Here is an 18,860-nt window from a genome sequence, read left to right as displayed (position 1 = left end):
ACCCCGCCTCGAGCGGGGTTCTTACTTTCTGGAGTACCCCATGGCTGAGATTGCCATTTTTCAAGATGATGCCTTCAGCGTTGCAGCCCTGACTGCGGCCATCAACGAGCAGGAGTACGTGCCGGGCCGCCTGGCAGCCCTCGGCTTGTTTCGCGAAGAGGGCGTCCCGACCCTGACCGTTCAGATCGAAAAGGACGGCGATACCCTCGCTCTGGTGCCTGCGGGTGAGCGCGGAACCTCCGGCTTGGTGGTCGGTGGCAGCAAGCGCAAGCTCATCCCCTTCAACACCATTCACTTGCCGCAGCGTTTCTCGATCAAGGCTGATGAGATCCATGGCATTCGTGCATTCGGCTCCACCACCGAGCTGCAGGCCGTTCAGGCGGTAGTGAACAAGCGCCTGGGCAAGGCCCGGAGCCAGCTGGATGCCACCCACGAGTATCACCGCATGGGCGCAGTCAATGGCCAGGTGCTGGACGCCGACGGCTCGTCGGTGCTGCTCGACATCTACAAATCCTTTGGTGTGTCTCGGCAGACGCTTTCGATGGGGCTGAACGATCCGAACACCAACATCCAGGTTCAGTGCGTCGACGCGTTGGACATGCAGGAAGACGCGCTCGGTAATGTCACCACCACCGGCGCGCGCGCGTTCTGTGGCAAGACGTTCTGGAAGAAGCTGATCGCTCACCCGTCGGTGGTCGAGACCTACAAGGGCAGCCAGCAAGCCGCTGCCTTGCGGGGCGATGGTCGGGAGGGCTTCGAGTTCGGTGGCATCAGCTGGGAGCGCTATCGCGGCAAAGTCGGCGGCAAGGCCTACGTGTCCGATGACGAAGCCCGCCTGGTCCCAGAGGGTGTCTCGGATCTGTTCCTGTCGATCTACGCGCCGGCGGACTACATCGAGACCGTGAATACCGAGGGCCTGCCGTACTACAGCAAGATCGAGGAAATGCCTTTCGGGAAGGGTATCGATGGCGAGGCGCAATCCAACCCCCTGCACCTCTGCACCCGTCCCCGTGCTGTCCTGCGCCTGACGCTCTAATCATGGCCTTTCGGGACTTGATCGACGAAGTGGATGACACGGTGTTCGAGGTCCTGGGTGATCGCGCTCTGATCGAAGGGCGCGAGGTGCAGGGCATGTTCTCCGCGCCCTGGCTCCAGCCCAAGCTCGGCCAGATCCGAACGGCCCTGCGAGAGCCGCACCTGGTGATCCGCGTCGGCGACAACGCTGGGGTCGAAACCAGGCAGAAGGTGTTCATCGATCTGCCGCCTGAGGATGGCGGTGGGAACTACACCATCGTGGCGAGCGAACCGGGCGGTGATGGCCTGGTCGCGCTTGTGCTGAGGAAGACACCATGAGCGTTGGCAGCTACCACAAGCAGTCGGCCCTTGGCGGGATGATCTCGCTGAGGGTCGACCCGCAGGACATGAAGGCCTTTCAGGATTTCGCACAACTGTTTCCAAAGGCGGTTGCCGCGGTGCAGCGGCGAGCCATCAACAAGGTTCTTCGCTGGCTTCGCACGCACATCGCCCGCGATGTCGGCCGTCAAGAGCGCATTGCAATCGCCGCAGTACGACAGCGCCTCAAGGCGTTCCCGGTCTCCAGCAATGGGGTGGGGCGCTTGTGGTTCGGTATCAACCCAATCGAAGCCAGCCGGGCTGGCCGGCCGCGACAAAGCCGCTCGGGCGTGTCGGTGGCCGGGCGTCGCTACGAAGGCGCTTTCTTCAAGCGAGTCTACGGCGGCAGCCCAGACATCTGGATTCGCACGGCCAGCAAGCACTTCGATGCGAAGGACTACCCCGACAGCCAGGTGTCAGGCAGCGGAGGTCGCAGCTCCGGTTGGATCTCGGAGAACGACAGCCGCTTCCCCTTGGCCAAGGCGAAGATCTCGCTGGATGACACCCGCGTGCACTTCGAGAAGTGGACCAGTCAGGCGCATGAGCGCCTGCAGGTAGTGATGGAGCAGGAAATGAACTTCGAGTTGCAGAAGTATTTGCGGAGGTCGGGCAATGGATGACGATCCGATAACTCTCGGGCAAGTGTTTGCTGCCATTGAGGAGCACATCAGGGACGCGATCCCTGGCCTGGCCTATGTCGGGACCATGCCGGAAGGCATCCGGACGATCCCGCCGCCGGCAGTGGTGATTGAGCTGGCGGGGTTTGAGGCAGCGGACAAGGACCCTGGCACCGGGCAGGTTGCGGTGGAGGGGCGCTTTGAGGCCCGTGTGATCGTGGGTCAAGAGGAGGCGAACTGCCTACAGGTGGCGGCATTCGTCGCCGCGCAGCTGGCGGTGCTGCTGCGGATGCAGTCCTGGGGCTTGGCCGTCGAGCTTGCCGAGTTTGTGCGTGCGGAGCGGGATTGGACTCGCCCAGAGCTGGATGGCTATGCCGTGTGGGTCGTCGAGTGGGTGCAGACCATCTACCTCGGCGAAGAGGAATGGCCCTGGCCTAATCAACCCCCAGGCAATCTGGTGTTCGGTTTCAGTCCGGATACTGGCCCTGGTAGCGAGCACCACTACCAGTCGCCGGAGGACATGGCATGAGCTACGCGTCAGCCCAGCACGACCGCATGCTGGCCTCCGTAGTGATCCCCTGCACGGTGGTCGCCGTCGACCTGTCGGTTGCTCGCGTTCGTGTCTCGGATGGCGGCAACTGGACCAGCGCCTGGGTTCGGTGGCACGCCCAGGCCGCCGGCAAGGCTCGCCACTGGCGGGCGCCCAGTCTGGGCGAGCAGGGCCTGTTGGTCAGCCCAAGCGGTGAGCCGGCGCAGGGCACCTTCGTGCCGGGCCTTTATGGCAACGCCGGCGACCAGCCTGATAACCGCGATCACGTTGAAGTCTGGCGCTTCGATGACGGTGGCTCCCTGGTCTACGACTGGGCGGCCAACAGTTACACCATCAAGGTGCCATCCGGCACTGTGACCATTGAGGTAGGGGGGACCAAGGCTGTCCTTACCGACGACGCTATCACCGCTCAGTCAACGAGCATCACGCTGACCGGCAGCGTCAAGATCGTGGGGCCGCTACAGGTCACAGGGGACATCAACGGTGGTGGCCGCATCATTGACACGACCGGCAACACGGCCAACCACAAGCACTGAACCAAGCCCGCAAATGCGGGCTTTTTCGTATCTGGAGGCAGCATGGCCAAAGCAGAGAAAGAAGCATCGTCCGAAGGGGCGGGGCAGGTGATCGCCGCAGAGCCGGTACCGGCCACACCGATCACCTTCCGAGACAAGGATTACAGCGAGCGCATCCTGCTTTTGCGGGATTGGCGCGAACTGCGGGTAAAGCGGGCGCGAGTGACGGTGCAGGCTGATGATGCGGTCGCCATCGCCTACCTTCGCAAGCGTCCTGATTTCGAGCAGCTGCAGGAATAAGCCCATGATCGGACTGGATCGTCGCACCGGGCAGCCGCTTTCTGGCGTGGCCCATCTGAAACAGTCCATCGAGGACATCCTGACAACCCCGGTCGGCCACCGGCGCATGCGCCCGGAGTACGGCAGCAACCTGCGCCGCTACGTCGACCTGCCAGTGAATGAGGGCTGGAAAAGCGCAGTGCAGGCCGAGGTGGCGCGTGCCTTGGGGCGCTGGGAGCCGCGCCTGAAGCTGGAGCGCGTGCGCGTGGTTGCGGTGCTCGACGGGCAAATCACGCTGTCGCTGTCCGGAACCTACGTGGGTGACAGCGTCGTAATGGAGGTGAGTGCATGAGCGCGATCGATCTCTCCCAGCTTCCGGCGCCACAGGTAGTGGAGGACTTGGATTATGAGGCGCTGTATCAGGCCGACCTGACGACCTTTCGCGCTCACATGGGCGATAACTGGAGTGCGATCTTGGAGAGCGACCCGGTGACCAAACTGCTGGAGGTTGGGTCGTATCGCAAGCTGCTCAACCGCTCGCGGATCAACGACGCGGCCAAGGCGTTGATGCTGACTTACGCCAAGGGCACCGACCTGGACCAACTTGCGGCCAATGTCAGTCTGTTGCGCCTCGTGGTGCAGGTCGAGGATTTGACGGCGGTGCCCCCGGTGTCCCAGGTGCTGGAGGAAGACGACGCGTTGCGTGAGCGGGTCCAGCTGGTCTACGAAGGGCTCACCACGGCCGGCCCGCGTAACAGTTACATCTTGCATGCGCGCAACGCCTCCGGACAGGTCGCGGACGCCACAGCCGAGAGCCCATCGCCGGCAGTGGTGGAAGTAACGGTGCTGGCCCTGGATGGTGACGGCTCGGCCTCGGCCGAACTGCTCGCGACCGTTGATGCGTACCTGAGCGACGATGACGTTCGACCGGTAGCCGACCGCCTGACGGTGCAAAGCGCGCAGATCCTGCCGTATCGGATCGACGCCAAGATTTACCTGGCCGGCAGCGGCCCGGAAAGCGAGGCGATTCTGACCCAGTGCCGGGCACGCCTGGGAGCATGGATCAACCCCCGCCGTCGGCTGGGCATTGAGGTGGCGCGCTCTGGCATTGATGCCCAGTTGCATATCGACGGGGTCAGCCGCGTCGAGCTGGAGGGGTGGGCCGATATCCGACCGACCAAGGCGCAAGCAGCCTGGTGCTCTGGGTTCACCGTTGAGTGGGGTGAATGATGGCCAGTCTGCTGCCTCTGAATCGAACGCCGCTGGAGGCCGCCATAGAGGTGGCAGCCGACGAAGACCTGGCCGTCATGCTGCGCACGCTCTACAACCCGGACACTTGCCCGGCCAACCTGCTGTACCTGCTGGCCTGGGCCTGGTCGGTCGACCGCTGGGACGACCAGTGGGCCGAGGAGGTCAAGCGCTCCGTCATCCGGTCGTCGTTCTACATCCATAAGCACAAAGGGACCATCGGCGCGCTGCGCCGCGTGGTCGAGCCGTTTGGCTACCTGATCGAGGTAATCGAGTGGTGGCAGACCGAGCCCCTGGGCGTGCCGGGTACCTTCTCGCTCAAGGTCGGTGTGTCGGATGAAGGCATCGACGAGGAAACCTACCAGGAACTGACCGCGCTGATCGATGACGCCCGGCCAGTCAGCCGGCACATGGTCGGCCTGGCGATCAGCCTGGAAACTGCCGGCCCCCTGTACCTGGCCACATCCGCATACGACGGCGACGAACTCGACGTTTACCCGCCCGAAGCGGTTGACCTGGAGGTCACCGGCGAAATTGGCCGTGGCGGCCGTGACCACATCATTGACTATCTGGACGTTAACTATGGTTGACCAGACTTCACAGTTTTACGCGATCCTGACCAACGTCGGGGCCGCCAAGCAAGCTAACGCGGATGCTCTGGGCGTGCCCTGGACCTTCTCGCAAATGGCCGTAGGCGACGGCAATCCGAACAACCTGGAGAGCCCGCCGCTGCCCCTGCCAACGGCCAGTCAAACGGCACTGCTCAATGAATGGCGCCGGGCGCCGCTGAATCAGCTCAAGGTCGACCCGAGCAATGCAGCGGTAATCATTGCCGAGCAGATCATTCCGGCCGATGTGGGCGGTAAGTGGATTCGCGAGATTGCCCTGTACGACGCCGATGGCGACATGGTGGCGGTGGCCAACTGTCCGCCCACCTTCAAGCCGCTGCTTAGCCAGGGCTCTGGACGTACCCAGGTAGTGCGCCTGAACCTGATCGTCAGCAGTTCCAGCAACGTACAGCTCAAGATTGACCCGAGCGTGGTGCTCGCTACCCGTGAATGGGTTGAGGGCGAGTTGGCTAAGTTGGACTTCAAGCAGTCTGTAGTGGTGGCCACCACCGCAAACATCGCCTTGAGCGGGCTGCAAACCGTTGACGGTGTGGTGCTGACTGCCGGCGCACGGGTGCTGGTGAAGGACCAAACCGCCGGAAAGGACAACGGCATTTATGTGGTAGTGGCGGGTGGGGCTTGGAGTCGCAGCGCCGATGCCGACCTGAGCGCGGAAGTCACCCCCGGCCTGATGGTGTCGGTGGAAAAGGGCACCGCCAACGGCGATAGCGTCTGGCAGTTGGTGACCGATGCGCCGATTACCCTGGGCGTTACGGCGTTGACCTTCGAGGCGGTGGCCGGCCGCACCGGCGTAACGGTGGGGACGTTCAAGAGCGTAACCGTCGATAAGCTCGGGCGTGTAACCGGGGGGACCAATCCAACCACGCTGGCCGGTTATGGCATCGTCGACGCGGTCAAGCTCGGCCAGTATGGCGTCGGCACCCCGCTGCCGCTGGATGGTGGCTCCAATCTGAATACGCTGTTGCAAGACGGCGTGTATGCCTACACCTCGGGCGAGCCATTGGCGAACGCGCCCATTTTGGGGGCTAGCCATGTGATTGTTCGTGGCGCCCTTGTCTACCCGCACCAAGAGGTGAAGCGGGTCTATCAAAACCGTTTCTTCTACCGAGCAGCGAACAAGACCTGGCCAACATCGTCGGCCGATGACTGGGAGCCTTGGGTGGAGATGCTGCACACCGGCAACATGGTGCAGGCAACCCAGGCCGAGGCCGAGGCGGGTGTTTCGTCGACGGCATGGATGTCAGCCCTGCGGGTAGCTCAGGCGATTGCCAAGGTGGTCACCCAGGCCACGGAAACAGTGTTTGGTTGGCTCAAGGTTTCCACTCAGGCGCAGGTCACCACCGGCACGGATGACGCCACGGCGGTAACGCCAAAGAAGCTGCGGGGAGCCCAGGCCACGCAGGTCGAGGCCGAGGCGGGCGCGCTAGACACCAAGTTGATGACGCCGCTGCGGGCCCTGCAGCTGATCCGCAACGTGACGGCGTTGGCCACTGAGGTGCTTTACGGTGTGCTGCGTGTGGGCACCCAGGCCGAGGTCGATACCGGTACGCTGGATATGGTCGCGGTAACACCCAAGAAAATGCGTTGGGGCTTTGCCTTCTCGTACAACTCCAGCGGCTACATGGTGTTTCCGACCTGGTTGGGCGGCCTGATCATTCAGTGGTCCAACGGGCAGATCAACGCTGGCGCAGGGATGGCACGAATCACCTTGCCGCTTGAGTTCACTTCGAGCCTGGTGGTGTATTCCATCGGCACCTCGTCGGCAGGCGTGACCATGACCGGTCAAGGTGCCTCCACGACCGGCATTGATGTAAACGCGCGGACAGTGATCAGCGGCGCGCTCACTGTGCCACCTGGCATCGTGGGCTACACCTTCTTGTGCTTGGGGAAATGAGGCATGCGTTACTACAGTCAAACCACCGGGTGCTGCTACCTGACGGGTATTCACACCAGCATGCCGGCGGATGCCGTGGAGATTCCCGACGACCGCTATGAGGCGGTGATCGGCAACCCTGATCCGGGCAAGGTGCGTTCGCATGACGCTCAGGGGCTTCCGATCCTGATTGACCCGCCTGGACTGACCGCCGACGAGGTGGCGGCTCAGGAGCGCGCCTGGCGCGACGGCGAGCTGGCGGCCCGGCAGTGGCTGCGCGACCGTCACCGTGATGAGCAGGACCTGGGCCGCGCCACCACGCTCAGTGAGGCGCAATTTGCCGAACTGCTGGAGTATCTGCAGGTGCTGCGCGATTGGCCCCAAACCCAGGCATTCCCCGACACGGCGCTGCGTCCAGTACCGCCTGACTGGATTGATCTCTACACCCAATGACGCCCCGCACTGACGGGGCGTTTTCATTTCCGCTGTACCACCTGGCCCTGCACTGCGGGGCCTTCTCATTTCTGGAGAGTCTATGAGCGGTTTCTTTCACGGCGTTACCGTAACGAACGTCGACACCGGCGCCCGCCAAATCGCCTTGCCGTCGTCCTCGATCATTGGTTTGGTCGACACCTTCACCCCTGGCCCTGGTGCTGACGGCACCCCCACGGCCAAGGCAAACGACCTGGTGCTGATCACCAGCGAGCGTGAGGCGGTGGCTGCCTTCGGTGCCAGCTCGGCCATTACCAAGGCGTGCCGGGCGATCTACATACGCGCCAAGGCGGTGATTGTCGCGTGTGGCGTGGCCAAGCTGGAGGACGCGGCCGAGCAAACCTCGGCAATCATCGGCGGCGTGTTGGCCGATGGCACCCGTACTGGCATGCAGGCGCTGCTTGATGGCAAAAGCCGCTACAACGCCCAGCCGCGGCTATTGGTAACCCCCAAGCACAGCGCAACCCAGGCCGTCGGCACCGCGCTGGTGGCCCTGGCCGATAAGCTGCGGGGTATCGCGATCATCGACGGCCCCGGCACCACCGACGAAGCTGCCGTGGCCTACGCCGGCGAGTTCGGCGCCAAGCGCGCCTACCTGGTCGACCCCGGCGTGAAGTTCTGGGACACCGACGCGAGCGCGACAGTGGATGCCCCTGCATCGGCTTGGGTGGCCGGCCTGTTCGCGTGGACCGACAGCGAGTACGGTTTTTGGGCCTCGCCGTCCAACAAAGAGTTCGTCGGCGTCACCGGCACCACCCGCTCAGTGGAGTTCTTGGACGGCGACGAGACATGCCGGGCCAACCTGCTGAACAACGCCAATATCACCACCATCATCCGCGACGACGGCTACCGACTGTGGGGCAACCGCACGCTGTCGAGCGATCCGAAATGGGCCTTCGTCACCCGCGTGCGCACCATGGATATCGTCATGGACGCAATCTTGTACGGCCACAAGTGGGCTGTCGACCGCTCGATCACCGCGACTTACGTCAAGGACGTAACCGAGGGCCTGCAGGCCTTCATGCGCGACCTCAAGAACCAGGGCGCAATCATCAACTTCGAGGTATTTGCGGATATCGAACTGAACACCGCCAGCCAGCTGGAGCAGGGCAAGGTGTACTGGAACATCCGCTTCACCGATGTGCCGCCAGCGGAAAACCCCAACTTCCGCGTCGAGATCACCAATCAATGGCTGACCGAAGTCCTCGACTCGGCCGCATAAGGAGCGCTTCGCATGGCAATGATTCCCGAAACCCTGGCCAACCTGAACCTGTTCGTCGATGGCATCAGCTTCCAGGGCGATGTACCCAGCCTGACCCTGCCCAAGCTCACGCTCAAGATGGAGGAGCACCGTCCCGGCGGCATGGATATGCCGGTTGAAATGGATCAGGGCATGGAGAAGCAGGAAGCCAGCTTCACCACCACCGGCGTGCGCCGCGAGTCGCTGAAGTTCTTCGGCCTGGCCGACGGCACCGCCTTCAACGGCACGTTCCGGGGGGCTTTCAAAGGTCTCAAGGGCAGAATCAATCCAGTGGTAGTCACCCTGCGTGGCAGCCTGAAAGAGATCGACATGGGCGACTGGAAAGCTGGCGACAAGGCCGAGATCAAGCACGCCGTCAGCCTGACCTACTACAAGCTCGAAGTCGACGGCCGCCTGGTCTACGAGATCGACGCGCTGGGTATGAAACGCGTCATTGATGGTGTCGACCAGCTGGCCGCGCAACGCACCGCCCTCGGCCTGTAACCCCCTCTCTGCAATCACAAGGACTCTTCCCCCATGGGTACTATCACTAAAACCCCTGTCTGGCTCACTGTCGCCCCAGATCGCGTGATCGTGAAGCTGACCAAACCCTCCGAAGCCAACGGCGTACAGGTCGACCAGATCAGCCTGCGCGCACCGACCGTGCGCGACATTCGTGCGGCGCAGCAGGGTGCCGGTGCCGACGATGAGCAGCGTGAACTCAACCTGTTCGCCTCGCTCGCCGAGGTCGGCGTCAAGGACCTGGAGGGACTAGCCCTCAAAGACTACAACCGCTTGCAGACTGGCTACTTTCGCCTGGTGCAAGACGACGACGTTTGACGCGGAAACGCAGCGGCGGCTCGCCAAACGGCTGGCCGCCGAGCTGCATTTCTCGGCTGCTGAGATATCAGGCATGAACTTTGTGGACATGCTGTGGTGGCTCAATGACTGAGTAGGGATAACCGATGGCAAAGATGAAGTTAGCCCTGGAGATCGGCGGATCCGTTGCGGGGTCGGTCGGTGCGGCATTCAAGGACGTTCAAGGACGGATTCAGAAGCTCGAGCAGACGAGCAACAAGGCCAAGGTGCTCAAGGGCACCATCGGCGACACCATGAAGCTGCAGGCCGAGTGGAAGCGGGCGCATGACACTGGCGCTGCCGGTGCCGACAAGCTGTTGCGCAAGCTCAACGGTAACTTGGAGTCGCTGCGTAAGCAGGGCGTCGAGGTCGGCCGGTTGAGCCGTGAGTACCAGCGCTTGGCCCGTGAGGCGAAGGGCGCCGATTTACAGCTCAAGGGCCAGCAGCAAATCAATGCGGGCAAGTCGTCACTCAAGGCGAATGTAGGTGCTGCCGCCGTGGGCATTGGCCTGACCGCCATTCCGACGAAGATCAGCGCCGACTATCAGGCAATCATCCGTGACATTGCGATCAAGGCCGATGCCGTCAATAAGCCTGAGGAGGTCCAGCTAAGCCGCACGGTGATCCAGACGGCCAAGGACACAGGCATGGGCCGCAACGATGTGGCCGACCTGATCAACCAGCTTGTCGGTGCGGGTATGGAACTGGACAAGGCCATGTCCTACGCGCCGACGGCAGCCAAGTTCGCCATCGGCCAGGGCGCCTCGGGCGTCGACACGGCCAGCATGATCATGGCGCTGCAGCAGAACGCCAAGATTACCGATCCCAAGGTCATGGAGCAGGCCCTGGAGGCCATCGCCTACCAAGGCCAGGCAGGCAGCTTCGAGGCCAGCGATATGGCCAAGTGGTTCCCGCAGCTGCTCGCGGGGATGGAGAAGAACGGCATCACTGGATTGGATTCCGTTTCATCTCTGGGCGCCATGCTGCAGGTGCAGATGAAGACTGCCGGCGGGTCTGACGAAGCGGCGAACAACTTCAAGAACTGGATGGAGAAGATCGGCTCGGGGGAGGTGGTCAAGGCCTACAAGGATGCAGGCATTGATTACCAGGCCTCGCTGAACACTGGGCTGCAGAAGGGCATGAACGTTATCGAGTCCTCCATGGCGCTTGCCATGAAGTATGTCGAAGCGACCGACCCGGCCAAGGCCCAAAAAATGAAGGAAGCCCAGGCCAATATGGACAAGGAAGTCGACCCGGAGAAGGCCAAGGCTGCGCTTGAGGCCCTTGAGAAGACACTGCGCACCGGCGACCTGTTCGCCGACATGCAGGTCAAGGCGGCCCTGACCGCCTACGCGCAGAACCGGGGGCTGTATACCCAGCTGAAGGCCGACTCGCAGAACGCTACCGGCATTCTGGACAAGAACCTGGAGGAGCGCCGCGAAACGTCGTCGCAACGCTGGGCAGAGCTCGGCCAGGCCTGGAGCGATTCGATGCGCAGCGTGGGAGATGCCATCCGGCCCGCGACTGACGCGGTTGCCCAGGGCCTGACGGCGATTGCGCAAGGCATGACGACGCTGTCGGACAAATTCCCGGCGGTGATCATGGGTATTGCGGGTCTGACGGCGGCGGTCAGTGCCGTGCTGACTGCACGTGCTGGGGGCAAGGTTGCCCGAGGCGTATACAGCGTGGCCCGTGGCCGCGTCTGGAGTGCTCGACGTCGTGGCAAGGTTGAAGACGCGTCGGGCGGGATGGCTGCGCCCAAGACTGGCAACCAGGTTGTGGATACCGGCATAGGCATGCTTGGCCAAGTATTGGGTTCACCGGCTAGCAACGATGTGGGCCCGGGCTTGGGCAGCCAGCCGCAGCGCGTCTTTGTGGTCAATGCTGATGCTATCGGCCGGCTGGGCGGTAGCGTTGCTGACATGGGAACGGCAGAACCTGGTAGTCGGCGTGCACGCCGTCGACGGCGGAGGCGGGCAGGATCGCCGGCCAAGGTGCCGGCGGTACACCTACCATCACCCGTGGTACCGCCGTTGGTTGGTCCGAGCATAGCCGGAGAAGTGGGCGGCTTCGCTCGAGCAGTGCATAACGTGCGTGGCGTGACCAAGAGCATGTCCAAGCTGCCGGGCGGCAAGTTACTCGACATGGCGCCGGGCGTGCTGGATGTTGCGCTGAACGCAGAAACCCGAGATGAGAAGGCCGAGGGTTACGGTGGTTTGGCCGGCGGCATGGCCGGCGCTTGGGCAGGTGGCTCCACGGGGGCGATGGCGGGTGCGGCAATTGGATCTGTCGTGCCGGTCATTGGTACCGCTGTTGGTGGTGCTGTGGGAGGCGTGCTTGGCATGGTGCTCGGCGGCCTGGGAGGCGAGTCCGTCGGTGGCTGGCTGGGCAAGCGATTGTTCGGCGAGGACAAGCCGGTAGAGGTCGCTGATGCAAAGCCCCCAGTCAAGGCGGTGCCGAAAGCCGAGGTGCCTGGGGCGGTAGTGCGTGCCCTGGACAAGGAATCATCGCCTCCGGCGCCGGCGGCCGCAGTCCCCGCAGCCGTGAAGCCCACCGAAAAGGCCAAGCCTGTGCAGCCGAAGGTTGACCAGTCCTTCACCTTTGCGCCGGTCATGCCCATCAACGTGCATGGCGATGTGAAAGACCCCAACCAAATCGTGCGTGAAGCCGAGCAGGCGCTGCGTGGGATGTGGGAGGGGTTTCAGCGTGAAGTGGCGTCTCGTCAGGCCTCAACTCAACTGTATGACGCGCCAGATGTCGCGTAAGGAGGTGCCATGGGCTACATGGAATTATTGGGCTCGACGTTGTCTTCCCTGGTGGCGGCCGGCATGGCTGGACGTACCAGGCTTGATGGCATGTTAGGGCCACTCACGGGCGCTGTTAGCGACATGACTGGCGCGGCATCGGAGCTGGAAAACCTGCCGATTGTTGGACCGGCAATCGGCGAGAAGCTGCAACGCACCATGCGCCAGATCAACGCAGCACAGTCCGCTGTCGGACAGGTAGCCGCGAAGTACAGCCAGGTCGTGTCGGCGGCCTCCCAGGTGCAGGAGCGCCTGGGCTCACTCAAGGAACAAACCAGCAAGGCCGGCGCGGCCGTCAACCGCATTGCCGGCTCGCTGAGCCCGAGCCTCGGCAACATTTTCCCGAGCAGCGTTCTGGGGGCGGACATGACGCCTTCGGCCGCAGCGGTTAAGCCGTTCCCGCATCTGCTGATCATCCAGCCCCAAGACCCGAAGCTGAAGCCCTATTACTTCAACCTGGACACGGCCGCGTTTGATGAGCTGATGCGTAAAACCGCCTTCCGCTGGGCCGGCCAGGAGCGCCTGACGCGCCACATTGCGCAGCAGGCGGTAGGGCAGGGCGAGGACAGGCTGACGATCAAGGGCGCGATCTTCCCGCTGTTCAAGGGAGGCATAGGCCAACTGAGCGAGTTACGCACCATTGGCAGCCGCCTGCAGCCGCTGACCCTGACTACAGGTTATGGCGAAGTGTTGGGCAACTGGTGCCTGTTGAACGTGGACGAGGAGCAGGGCGCGCTGCTCGCTGGCGGTATCCCTCGCAAGCAGTCCTTTAGCCTGGAGTTTGTCGCTTATGGCAATGACATGCAGAACGTCTGAGGGCGACCTGCTCGACAGCCTGTGCCACGCCTACTACGGCACCCTGGTGGGAACCGTGGAGGCGGTGCTGCAGGCCAACCAAGGCTTGGCCGAAGAGGCACAGCCGTTCCGCGCCGGTGTGCTGATTCACCTGCCGGACTTGGCCGCGGCCGAGATCGAGGAAGTCACCCTCTGGGATTGATCCCGCTTTACGCATCACGAACCCCGCCCTGTGCGGGGTTTTTCATTCCGGAGCAGTCCACATGAAACCCATGTTCCAAATCGTCGCGGATGGCAAGGACATCACCGCGCTTATCAATGACCGTCTCCTGCTGCTGCGCACCTCGGACAAGCCTGGCATGGAGTCGGACGAATTTGAGCTGCGCATAGACGACCGTGACCAGGTCATCACGCTGCCCTCGCGGGGAGCCAAGATCGAGGTCTATCTGGGCTATAGCGCACAAGCCCTGGCACGCCTCGGCAGTTACACAGTGGACGAGATCGAGGTTACCGGCCCGCCGGACACGATCACTCTGCGCGGCAAGGCCAGCGACATGCGTGGCAGCGGCAAGACCACCCGCAGCGGTAGTTGGGAGAGCGTGTCCCTGGCCAAGATTGTCGGTGACGTGGCGGCACGCAACGGCTGGACGCCGGGTTGCTCGGTGCAGACCAAGGTGCCCCGCGTCGATCAGCGCAATGAATCCGATTTCAATTTCATCACCCGCCTGGCCAAGCAATACGACTGCACGGCCAAGGTGGCCAGCGGCAAGTTGCTGGTACTCCCCCGCCAGGGTGGGCAGAGCACAAGCGGTAAGGCGCTCACCGTCGTCACCATCACCCGCGCAGATGTGAGCCGCTATTCGTTCCGGCTAGGTGATCGCAACACGCAAAAGGCCGTGCAGACCCAGCACCAGGACAAGAAGACCGGCAAGTTGCAGGTGGTGCAGCTGGACAACGACGACGCCCCGGATGGCGTGCCGGGCGTGCATACCGACCGGCATATCTATCCCGACAAGAGCGCCGCTCAGCAGGCCGCTAAAGCCCGCCTCGCGGCATTCAACCGGAGTACTGCCGGCGTTCGCCTGGAAATGGTCGGGCGCACCGATCTGTTTGCCGAACGGACCATCAGCGCCCAGGGCTTCAAGAGTGGTCTGGATGGCGAGTACCTGTTGGAAAGCGTCGAGCAGCTCTTCAGCGCGGCCGGCTGGTCGACCACCGTCGAGTGCAACGGCGGCAAAAAGGGCAAGGCGAAGGCCAAGGGCAAGAAAACCAAACAAACCAAACCACTGCGCACGGTGGATGTAGCACCGGCGTGAGACTTGAAGGAGCAAAGCGATGCCTATTACTGAAAAGCAGCTGCAGCAGATCCTCCCGAACGCCGGCCGCAAAGCCGGCGTTTTTGTTCCCGGCCTCAACGCCACCATGGGCAAGTACGCGATCATCACGCGGCTGCGTATGGCCGCGTTTCTCGCTCAGATAGGACACGAGTCGGGCCAGTTCTTGTACGTGCGCGAACTCGGCGGCGATGACTACCTGTCGAAGTACGACACCGGCCGCTTAGCGCAGCGGCTGGGCAATACGCCGGACGCTGACGGCGATGGCCAGCTGTACCGTGGTCGAGGGCTCATCCAGGTGACGGGGCGTTCGAACTATGAAGCCTGCAGCGAGGCGTTGTTCGGCGACAGCCGTCTGCTCAACACGCCAGAGTTGCTTGAGCAGCCGGTATACGCCTCGCTCTCTGCTGGCTGGTTCTGGCACAGGGAGGGCTTGAACAGCTTGGCCGACAAGGGCGACATCCTCGCCATCACCAAGCGAGTCAACGGCGGTACCAATGGCCTGGAGGATCGCAAGGCCATCTACCAGCGGGCGCTTGAGGTGCTGCAGTGAGCGCCTGGGGAACTCGAATTATCGCGCTCGTAGCGCTGGTGATGGCGTGCGCCATCGGCGCCCGGGCAGCCTGGGTTTGGCAGGCCAATGCCTACGGTAAACAGCTCGCTGAGCAGGCCGACGATTATGGAAAACAGTTGGCGGATAAGGACCGCGCATACGGCCGTGAGCGAGAAGAGGCCGCTGCATCGGCGCTCAATCAACTGGCAGCGCAGCAGGGCGCGCGCCGCGCCCTGGAGGCTCGCCTGCAGGACCAGACCAAAACGCACTGGAAGGAAATGAACGATGCTCACCAAGCTCAGGCTCGTCTGCGTGACCGGCTTGCTACCGCTGATCTGCGGCTGTCAGTCCTTGTCGACGCCGGAGCCCTTACCGCCTCGAGTAGTGACGGTGGGCTGCGAGAAGCCGCCGACACCGGAGGCCTGGTACATGGAGCCATACGCGCCCAACTTGACCGAGCGCATGCTCAACGAATTGTCGCCATCACCAACGAAGCTGACCGGGGACTGATCGCGCTGCAGGCCTGTCAGGCCTACGTCCGCGAAGTCACCAAGTAGTAAAGAGGCGAGCCGGGTGGATGCGTCAACATCCAGCCCGGCCCACCGAACCCGCAGACCCTTCCTGCAAGTCCAGCCGCAGCCTCTGCCTTGTGCACAAAGCGCGGCGAGCCTAACACCTGTTTATCCATACAGTAAAGACTTGCATACCTATGACCTCTCCAATCATCCCCTGGATGGGTGGCAAACGCCGCCTGGCCGACCGCTTGATCCCCCTCTTTCCCCCTCATGAATGCTATGTCGAAGTCTTCGCCGGCGGTGCCGCGTTGTTCTTCATGCGCCCTCAGCCTGCTCCAGTGGAGGTTCTGAATGATCTCAACGGTGACCTGGTCACCCTCTACCGTGTTGTGCAGAACCACCTGGAGGAGTTCGTGCGCCAGTTCAAGTGGGCGCTCAGCTCCCGCCAGATCTTCGAGTGGCAGAAAATGACTCGCCCCGAAACCCTGACCGATATCCAGCGTGCTGCCCGGTTCTTTTACCTGCAGCAGCATGCGTTCGGTGGCAAGGTCACCGGGCAGACCTTCGGTACCGCCACCACTGGACCGGCCATCAACCTACTGCGCATCGAGGAGAATTTGTCTGCTGCCTGGCAGCGTCTTGGCGGCACCTACGTTGAGAATCTCTCATGGCTCGCCTGCGCTGAGCGCTACGATCGAGCGCACACGTTCTTCTATATGGATCCGCCCTACTGGCAGACCGCCGGCTATGGTGTGGACTTCCCCTTCGAGGAGTACGAGCGCATGGCCGAGTTCATGCGCCGGTGCAAAGGCAAGGTGATGGTCAGCATCAACGACCACCCAGACATCCGGCGTGCATTCGCCGGTTTCCACTTCGAGTGCTTGGATATCCGCTACAGCAACACGAACCAGCGACAGGGCAAGGCGGAGGTGGCCGGCGAGCTGGTGATCATGAACTGGCTGCCGTCGTCGTTGGGAGGGCTTTTCTAGCTAGACAGTCTGAAACCGCTTTGTGGCTCGGCCCACCTAAGGTCGTGGGCCGAATGCTTGCCAAATAATTCGCCCCCATGACCACCGAGGGGGCAGATGAGCAAAAAATGAGGCTAGCGCAAGCTATCAAGGCGATCAGTGGCTCGTCGCACATTTTCCCGAAAGTCGGATATAAGGCGTGATGCTGTACTGATAAACGGGTCGTTTGGAGGTAACGCAGGGCGGCTCAAAACTTCAAATTGGCCGCCGGTGACATGCCTCCTGACTAAAGAAAAATCATCGCCAGCTCTCTCCCACAGGAATGACCTGTACTCAAGGCACCGTGATGAGAAATCTTTAAATTTGACTTTGAGCATCAATGCTGATGTGGCACCCTCGCGGCCGTCCCTAGTCCAATACTGAAGAGTCAATGCTAATAACTCTTCCAAGTCTTGACTCATTTTTTCCAAGCGGAGCTTGCGATTGACTTTTGCAAGCTCTTCTTTTGCGGATTCCCTGAGTTTGTCTCGATCTTCTGCAGCTTTTTTTGCTGATTCCGCTTGTTCTGCTGCAGAGCGCTTTTGCTGCCTGTTTTGAGCTATGTGCGTATAGAGAGATATCGCAAGTGCAACCCAGGCTGGAAAGTCCCCGTAATCCATATCGAGATATCCATTAGGCTGGAGCTTTTGCGGAGTCGATGTAATACCAAACCTCTTCGATAAGGTATGGGTCTTCTTTGTATTTTAATGAAAGTTTTCGATGTAGGATTTCTTTTGTAAACTTACCTAGTCTTACTAAGCCGCCGAATGCCTCTTCTAAAAATGAGGAGCCATATCCCATAGAGCCATCGAAAACTATCTCTACGACGTCACTTTCAAGTAGGTTGGGCACGAGTATTTCCTCCCTGAAAACTTCTCCGGAGTAGTCGCCGTCTACCCTGTATCTCCCAGCAGGGTATTCACTGAAGTCTTTAGAGATATCAATTTTCGACATTTTCATCTTCCCGTACCTGCTCGTCTGTGATCGGCACCGACCACTGAATGACTGTGCCCAGTATAGAACGTTGGTGGCCGCCTTGGATATAGGTAGGGGTTCCCTCGGAAAAATCAACCCCTACCACGCCTGCATTGCTGTAGACATGGAGCCGACCCTGCAGTTCCTCTGCGGCTTTCATCACGTTTTGGGCTAAGCCTTTGCCTCGGTGCCCTTGGTCGGTGCGAGTACGTCCCAGCTCCAGCGCTCGCCGGATCATCCTCATGTCACGCTTCCCAGGGGTAAGTGACGTCAATCGTACAATATCACTAATTGATTCTGACCATTTTTCTGGGAGTGTTACAGGGATGCCCAATCCTAAGTCACAGAATATAACTGAAAGGCGACCGTCATTAACCTGGGCAAATACCCACCATCGTTTGTCATTTGATTTATCAAGTCCGCTTCTGCTGATCCGATCTTCCCTTGGTCGCAAGTAGGCATGGTGTACAGCGTTATCCATGGCCTCGCTCACGCCGGGGACTAAGCGGAGGTATCCTCTGGGGATTTTGTCTCTGATAGCTTTCAGTAAAATATCTGCATCTTTAGGGTTGACGCTGACTCCGGAGGCATAACGCCAATTTTTTACCGTGATGTCATCTTCATTTATTTCGAGTCGATGTGGCTTGTCCAGGATGTTGAAAAAACCAATCTGCTGGAAAACTTTCTCAACTGTTTCATCTTGCGGGTAACTACAGGTTATTCTGCACTTATCTCCCAGTACGGTTCGTAGTCGATCGATCTCCGCAAGCATCAATAACATACCAGTGCTAATGACCTTGTTGGTTTTGCTGAAGTCAATTCGAATTCTGCGCTGACGTAAGGACTCCTTTCTAAGCGTGGAAAGGAATCTTGTTAAGTTGGAGTGCAGAGTTTTTGAGTGAAGTCCTATTACCTCGGGTGCTTCGATTGTTAGGCTTTCTTCAGACGTCTGGTGGCAAATATATGGATTATTTTTTGTCTTGTCACGACCATGCTTTTGCCAGTTACGTTGCTTGGCAATTCGTTTTTGGCGAAGGTAGTGATCATCTGTTAAGAGCTTCACATGATGTCCATTCAATTTGTGAGTTTATGTAAGACAGTTAGTAACTATTTTTATGGGTGGCAATCTGCCTGCATTTGCCCTCTACGTCAATTGCTAAGGCGGAGCTTTAGTGGTTGGTCTG

Annotated in this window: 24 protein-coding genes; 21 read left to right on the top strand and 3 right to left on the bottom strand. The window is 61.0% G+C overall.

Translation table 11 applies throughout. The annotated features are described in order from the left end of the window. Window positions 1-40 precede the first annotated feature (40 nt). From PPL01S_RS18930 to PPL01S_RS18830, 21 genes are all read left to right on the top strand, one after another. A complete protein-coding gene (locus tag PPL01S_RS18930) occupies window positions 41-1,036 on the top strand; it encodes a major capsid protein (RefSeq protein ID WP_028625748.1) in 996 nt (331 codons plus the stop codon). A gap of 2 nt (window positions 1,037-1,038) precedes the next feature. After that, complete coding sequence (locus PPL01S_RS18925) at window positions 1,039-1,353, top strand: head-tail joining protein (protein WP_028625747.1); 315 nt, start codon at window positions 1,039-1,041, stop codon at window positions 1,351-1,353. Then, the gene (locus tag PPL01S_RS18920) at window positions 1,350-2,012 is read left to right on the top strand and encodes a hypothetical protein (protein ID WP_028625746.1); all 663 of its coding nucleotides are present in this window, start codon (window positions 1,350-1,352) and stop codon (window positions 2,010-2,012) included. The genes PPL01S_RS18925 and PPL01S_RS18920 overlap by 4 nt, the downstream gene beginning before the upstream one ends. Next, complete coding sequence (locus PPL01S_RS18915; protein ID WP_016394540.1) at window positions 2,005-2,538, top strand: hypothetical protein; 534 nt, start codon at window positions 2,005-2,007, stop codon at window positions 2,536-2,538. The genes PPL01S_RS18920 and PPL01S_RS18915 overlap by 8 nt, the downstream gene beginning before the upstream one ends. Then, on the top strand, window positions 2,535-3,095 hold the full coding sequence (locus PPL01S_RS18910) for a phage baseplate assembly protein V (protein ID WP_028625745.1): 561 nt from the start codon (window positions 2,535-2,537) through the stop codon (window positions 3,093-3,095). Before PPL01S_RS18915 ends, PPL01S_RS18910 begins: the two co-directional genes overlap by 4 nt. A 42-nt stretch (window positions 3,096-3,137) precedes the next feature. Further along, window positions 3,138-3,374 carry a hypothetical protein gene (locus PPL01S_RS18905; protein WP_033743525.1) on the top strand — a complete coding sequence of 79 codons (237 nt, stop codon included), beginning with the start codon at window positions 3,138-3,140 and terminating at the stop codon, window positions 3,372-3,374. 4 nt (window positions 3,375-3,378) lie between these two features. Beyond that, window positions 3,379-3,705 carry a GPW/gp25 family protein gene (locus tag PPL01S_RS18900; RefSeq protein ID WP_028625744.1) on the top strand — a complete coding sequence of 109 codons (327 nt, stop codon included), beginning with the start codon at window positions 3,379-3,381 and terminating at the stop codon, window positions 3,703-3,705. Continuing rightward, a complete protein-coding gene (locus PPL01S_RS18895; protein WP_028625743.1) occupies window positions 3,702-4,583 on the top strand; it encodes a baseplate assembly protein in 882 nt (293 codons plus the stop codon). Before PPL01S_RS18900 ends, PPL01S_RS18895 begins: the two co-directional genes overlap by 4 nt. After that, window positions 4,583-5,191 (top strand): phage tail protein I, encoded by a 609-nt coding sequence (locus PPL01S_RS18890; RefSeq protein WP_028625742.1) that lies wholly within the window; start codon window positions 4,583-4,585, stop codon window positions 5,189-5,191. Before PPL01S_RS18895 ends, PPL01S_RS18890 begins: the two co-directional genes overlap by 1 nt. Continuing rightward, entirely contained in the window at window positions 5,184-7,124 is a 1,941-nt protein-coding gene (locus tag PPL01S_RS25750) for a phage tail-collar fiber domain-containing protein (RefSeq protein WP_050483671.1), read from the top strand. The genes PPL01S_RS18890 and PPL01S_RS25750 overlap by 8 nt, the downstream gene beginning before the upstream one ends. Before the next feature lie 3 nt (window positions 7,125-7,127). Continuing rightward, window positions 7,128-7,556: a phage tail assembly chaperone gene (locus PPL01S_RS18880; protein ID WP_016394533.1), complete on the top strand. Its 429-nt coding sequence runs from the start codon at window positions 7,128-7,130 to the stop codon at window positions 7,554-7,556. An 82-nt stretch (window positions 7,557-7,638) separates the two neighbouring features. Then, the gene (locus PPL01S_RS18875; protein ID WP_028625741.1) at window positions 7,639-8,817 is read left to right on the top strand and encodes a phage tail sheath subtilisin-like domain-containing protein; all 1,179 of its coding nucleotides are present in this window, start codon (window positions 7,639-7,641) and stop codon (window positions 8,815-8,817) included. A 12-nt stretch (window positions 8,818-8,829) separates the two neighbouring features. Then, window positions 8,830-9,339: a phage major tail tube protein gene (locus PPL01S_RS18870; RefSeq protein WP_028625740.1), complete on the top strand. Its 510-nt coding sequence runs from the start codon at window positions 8,830-8,832 to the stop codon at window positions 9,337-9,339. Window positions 9,340-9,372: 33 nt separating this feature from the next. Then, complete coding sequence (locus PPL01S_RS18865) at window positions 9,373-9,675, top strand: phage tail assembly protein (RefSeq protein WP_028625739.1); 303 nt, start codon at window positions 9,373-9,375, stop codon at window positions 9,673-9,675. A 125-nt stretch (window positions 9,676-9,800) separates the two neighbouring features. Beyond that, window positions 9,801-12,458 (top strand): phage tail tape measure protein, encoded by a 2,658-nt coding sequence (locus PPL01S_RS18860; RefSeq protein WP_028625738.1) that lies wholly within the window; start codon window positions 9,801-9,803, stop codon window positions 12,456-12,458. A gap of 9 nt (window positions 12,459-12,467) precedes the next feature. Further along, window positions 12,468-13,313 (top strand): phage tail protein, encoded by an 846-nt coding sequence (locus PPL01S_RS18855; protein WP_028625737.1) that lies wholly within the window; start codon window positions 12,468-12,470, stop codon window positions 13,311-13,313. Continuing rightward, the gene (locus tag PPL01S_RS18850; RefSeq protein ID WP_028625736.1) at window positions 13,288-13,494 is read left to right on the top strand and encodes a tail protein X; all 207 of its coding nucleotides are present in this window, start codon (window positions 13,288-13,290) and stop codon (window positions 13,492-13,494) included. Before PPL01S_RS18855 ends, PPL01S_RS18850 begins: the two co-directional genes overlap by 26 nt. Before the next feature lie 61 nt (window positions 13,495-13,555). Next, complete coding sequence (locus tag PPL01S_RS18845; RefSeq protein WP_028625735.1) at window positions 13,556-14,608, top strand: phage late control D family protein; 1,053 nt, start codon at window positions 13,556-13,558, stop codon at window positions 14,606-14,608. A 19-nt stretch (window positions 14,609-14,627) separates the two neighbouring features. Next, window positions 14,628-15,179 carry a glycoside hydrolase family 19 protein gene (locus tag PPL01S_RS18840; protein ID WP_028625734.1) on the top strand — a complete coding sequence of 184 codons (552 nt, stop codon included), beginning with the start codon at window positions 14,628-14,630 and terminating at the stop codon, window positions 15,177-15,179. After that, entirely contained in the window at window positions 15,176-15,736 is a 561-nt protein-coding gene (locus PPL01S_RS18835) for a lysis protein (RefSeq protein WP_028625733.1), read from the top strand. The genes PPL01S_RS18840 and PPL01S_RS18835 overlap by 4 nt, the downstream gene beginning before the upstream one ends. Window positions 15,737-15,888: 152 nt before the next feature. Continuing rightward, a complete protein-coding gene (locus tag PPL01S_RS18830; RefSeq protein ID WP_028625732.1) occupies window positions 15,889-16,683 on the top strand; it encodes a DNA adenine methylase in 795 nt (264 codons plus the stop codon). 113 nt (window positions 16,684-16,796) lie between these two features. Here PPL01S_RS18830 and PPL01S_RS25195 read toward each other — a convergent pair whose 3' ends face one another. The 3 genes from PPL01S_RS25195 to PPL01S_RS24770 are packed head-to-tail and all read right to left on the bottom strand — an operon-like array spanning window position 16,797 to window position 18,739. Continuing rightward, window positions 16,797-17,321, bottom strand: a complete 525-nt coding sequence (locus PPL01S_RS25195) for a hypothetical protein (protein ID WP_156042668.1) — start codon at window positions 17,319-17,321, stop codon at window positions 16,797-16,799. Window positions 17,322-17,334: 13 nt separating this feature from the next. Continuing rightward, window positions 17,335-17,661 carry an STAS-like domain-containing protein gene (locus tag PPL01S_RS18825; RefSeq protein ID WP_028625731.1) on the bottom strand — a complete coding sequence of 109 codons (327 nt, stop codon included), beginning with the start codon at window positions 17,659-17,661 and terminating at the stop codon, window positions 17,335-17,337. Next, complete coding sequence (locus PPL01S_RS24770) at window positions 17,642-18,739, bottom strand: ATP-binding protein (RefSeq protein ID WP_081833311.1); 1,098 nt, start codon at window positions 18,737-18,739, stop codon at window positions 17,642-17,644. The genes PPL01S_RS18825 and PPL01S_RS24770 overlap by 20 nt, the downstream gene beginning before the upstream one ends. Between the last annotated feature and the right edge of the window lie 121 nt (window positions 18,740-18,860).

The organism is Pseudomonas plecoglossicida NBRC 103162 = DSM 15088, assembly GCF_000730665.1.
GTDB lineage: Bacteria > Pseudomonadota > Gammaproteobacteria > Pseudomonadales > Pseudomonadaceae > Aquipseudomonas > Aquipseudomonas plecoglossicida.
Note: the sequence above shows the minus strand (reverse complement) of the source record. Positions and strands in the feature narration are given on the sequence as shown.

Bases quoted from the DNA above. Each gene is read 5' to 3' on its own strand.
- PPL01S_RS18930 (WP_028625748.1), top strand. From the start codon at position 41: ATGGCTGAGATTGCCATTTTTCAAGATGATGCCTTCAGCGTTGCAGCC.
- PPL01S_RS18925 (WP_028625747.1), top strand. From the start codon at position 1,039: ATGGCCTTTCGGGACTTGATCGACGAAGTGGATGACACGGTGTTCGAG.
- PPL01S_RS18920 (WP_028625746.1), top strand. From the start codon at position 1,350: ATGAGCGTTGGCAGCTACCACAAGCAGTCGGCCCTTGGCGGGATGATC.
- PPL01S_RS18915 (WP_016394540.1), top strand. From the start codon at position 2,005: ATGGATGACGATCCGATAACTCTCGGGCAAGTGTTTGCTGCCATTGAG.
- PPL01S_RS18910 (WP_028625745.1), top strand. From the start codon at position 2,535: ATGAGCTACGCGTCAGCCCAGCACGACCGCATGCTGGCCTCCGTAGTG.
- PPL01S_RS18905 (WP_033743525.1), top strand. From the start codon at position 3,138: ATGGCCAAAGCAGAGAAAGAAGCATCGTCCGAAGGGGCGGGGCAGGTG.
- PPL01S_RS18900 (WP_028625744.1), top strand. From the start codon at position 3,379: ATGATCGGACTGGATCGTCGCACCGGGCAGCCGCTTTCTGGCGTGGCC.
- PPL01S_RS18895 (WP_028625743.1), top strand. From the start codon at position 3,702: ATGAGCGCGATCGATCTCTCCCAGCTTCCGGCGCCACAGGTAGTGGAG.
- PPL01S_RS18890 (WP_028625742.1), top strand. From the start codon at position 4,583: ATGGCCAGTCTGCTGCCTCTGAATCGAACGCCGCTGGAGGCCGCCATA.
- PPL01S_RS25750 (WP_050483671.1), top strand. From the start codon at position 5,184: ATGGTTGACCAGACTTCACAGTTTTACGCGATCCTGACCAACGTCGGG.
- PPL01S_RS18880 (WP_016394533.1), top strand. From the start codon at position 7,128: ATGCGTTACTACAGTCAAACCACCGGGTGCTGCTACCTGACGGGTATT.
- PPL01S_RS18875 (WP_028625741.1), top strand. From the start codon at position 7,639: ATGAGCGGTTTCTTTCACGGCGTTACCGTAACGAACGTCGACACCGGC.
- PPL01S_RS18870 (WP_028625740.1), top strand. From the start codon at position 8,830: ATGGCAATGATTCCCGAAACCCTGGCCAACCTGAACCTGTTCGTCGAT.
- PPL01S_RS18865 (WP_028625739.1), top strand. From the start codon at position 9,373: ATGGGTACTATCACTAAAACCCCTGTCTGGCTCACTGTCGCCCCAGAT.
- PPL01S_RS18860 (WP_028625738.1), top strand. From the start codon at position 9,801: ATGGCAAAGATGAAGTTAGCCCTGGAGATCGGCGGATCCGTTGCGGGG.
- PPL01S_RS18855 (WP_028625737.1), top strand. From the start codon at position 12,468: ATGGGCTACATGGAATTATTGGGCTCGACGTTGTCTTCCCTGGTGGCG.
- PPL01S_RS18850 (WP_028625736.1), top strand. From the start codon at position 13,288: ATGGCAATGACATGCAGAACGTCTGAGGGCGACCTGCTCGACAGCCTG.
- PPL01S_RS18845 (WP_028625735.1), top strand. From the start codon at position 13,556: ATGAAACCCATGTTCCAAATCGTCGCGGATGGCAAGGACATCACCGCG.
- PPL01S_RS18840 (WP_028625734.1), top strand. From the start codon at position 14,628: ATGCCTATTACTGAAAAGCAGCTGCAGCAGATCCTCCCGAACGCCGGC.
- PPL01S_RS18830 (WP_028625732.1), top strand. From the start codon at position 15,889: ATGACCTCTCCAATCATCCCCTGGATGGGTGGCAAACGCCGCCTGGCC.
- PPL01S_RS25195 (WP_156042668.1), bottom strand. From the start codon at position 17,321: ATGGATTACGGGGACTTTCCAGCCTGGGTTGCACTTGCGATATCTCTC.
- PPL01S_RS18825 (WP_028625731.1), bottom strand. From the start codon at position 17,661: ATGAAAATGTCGAAAATTGATATCTCTAAAGACTTCAGTGAATACCCT.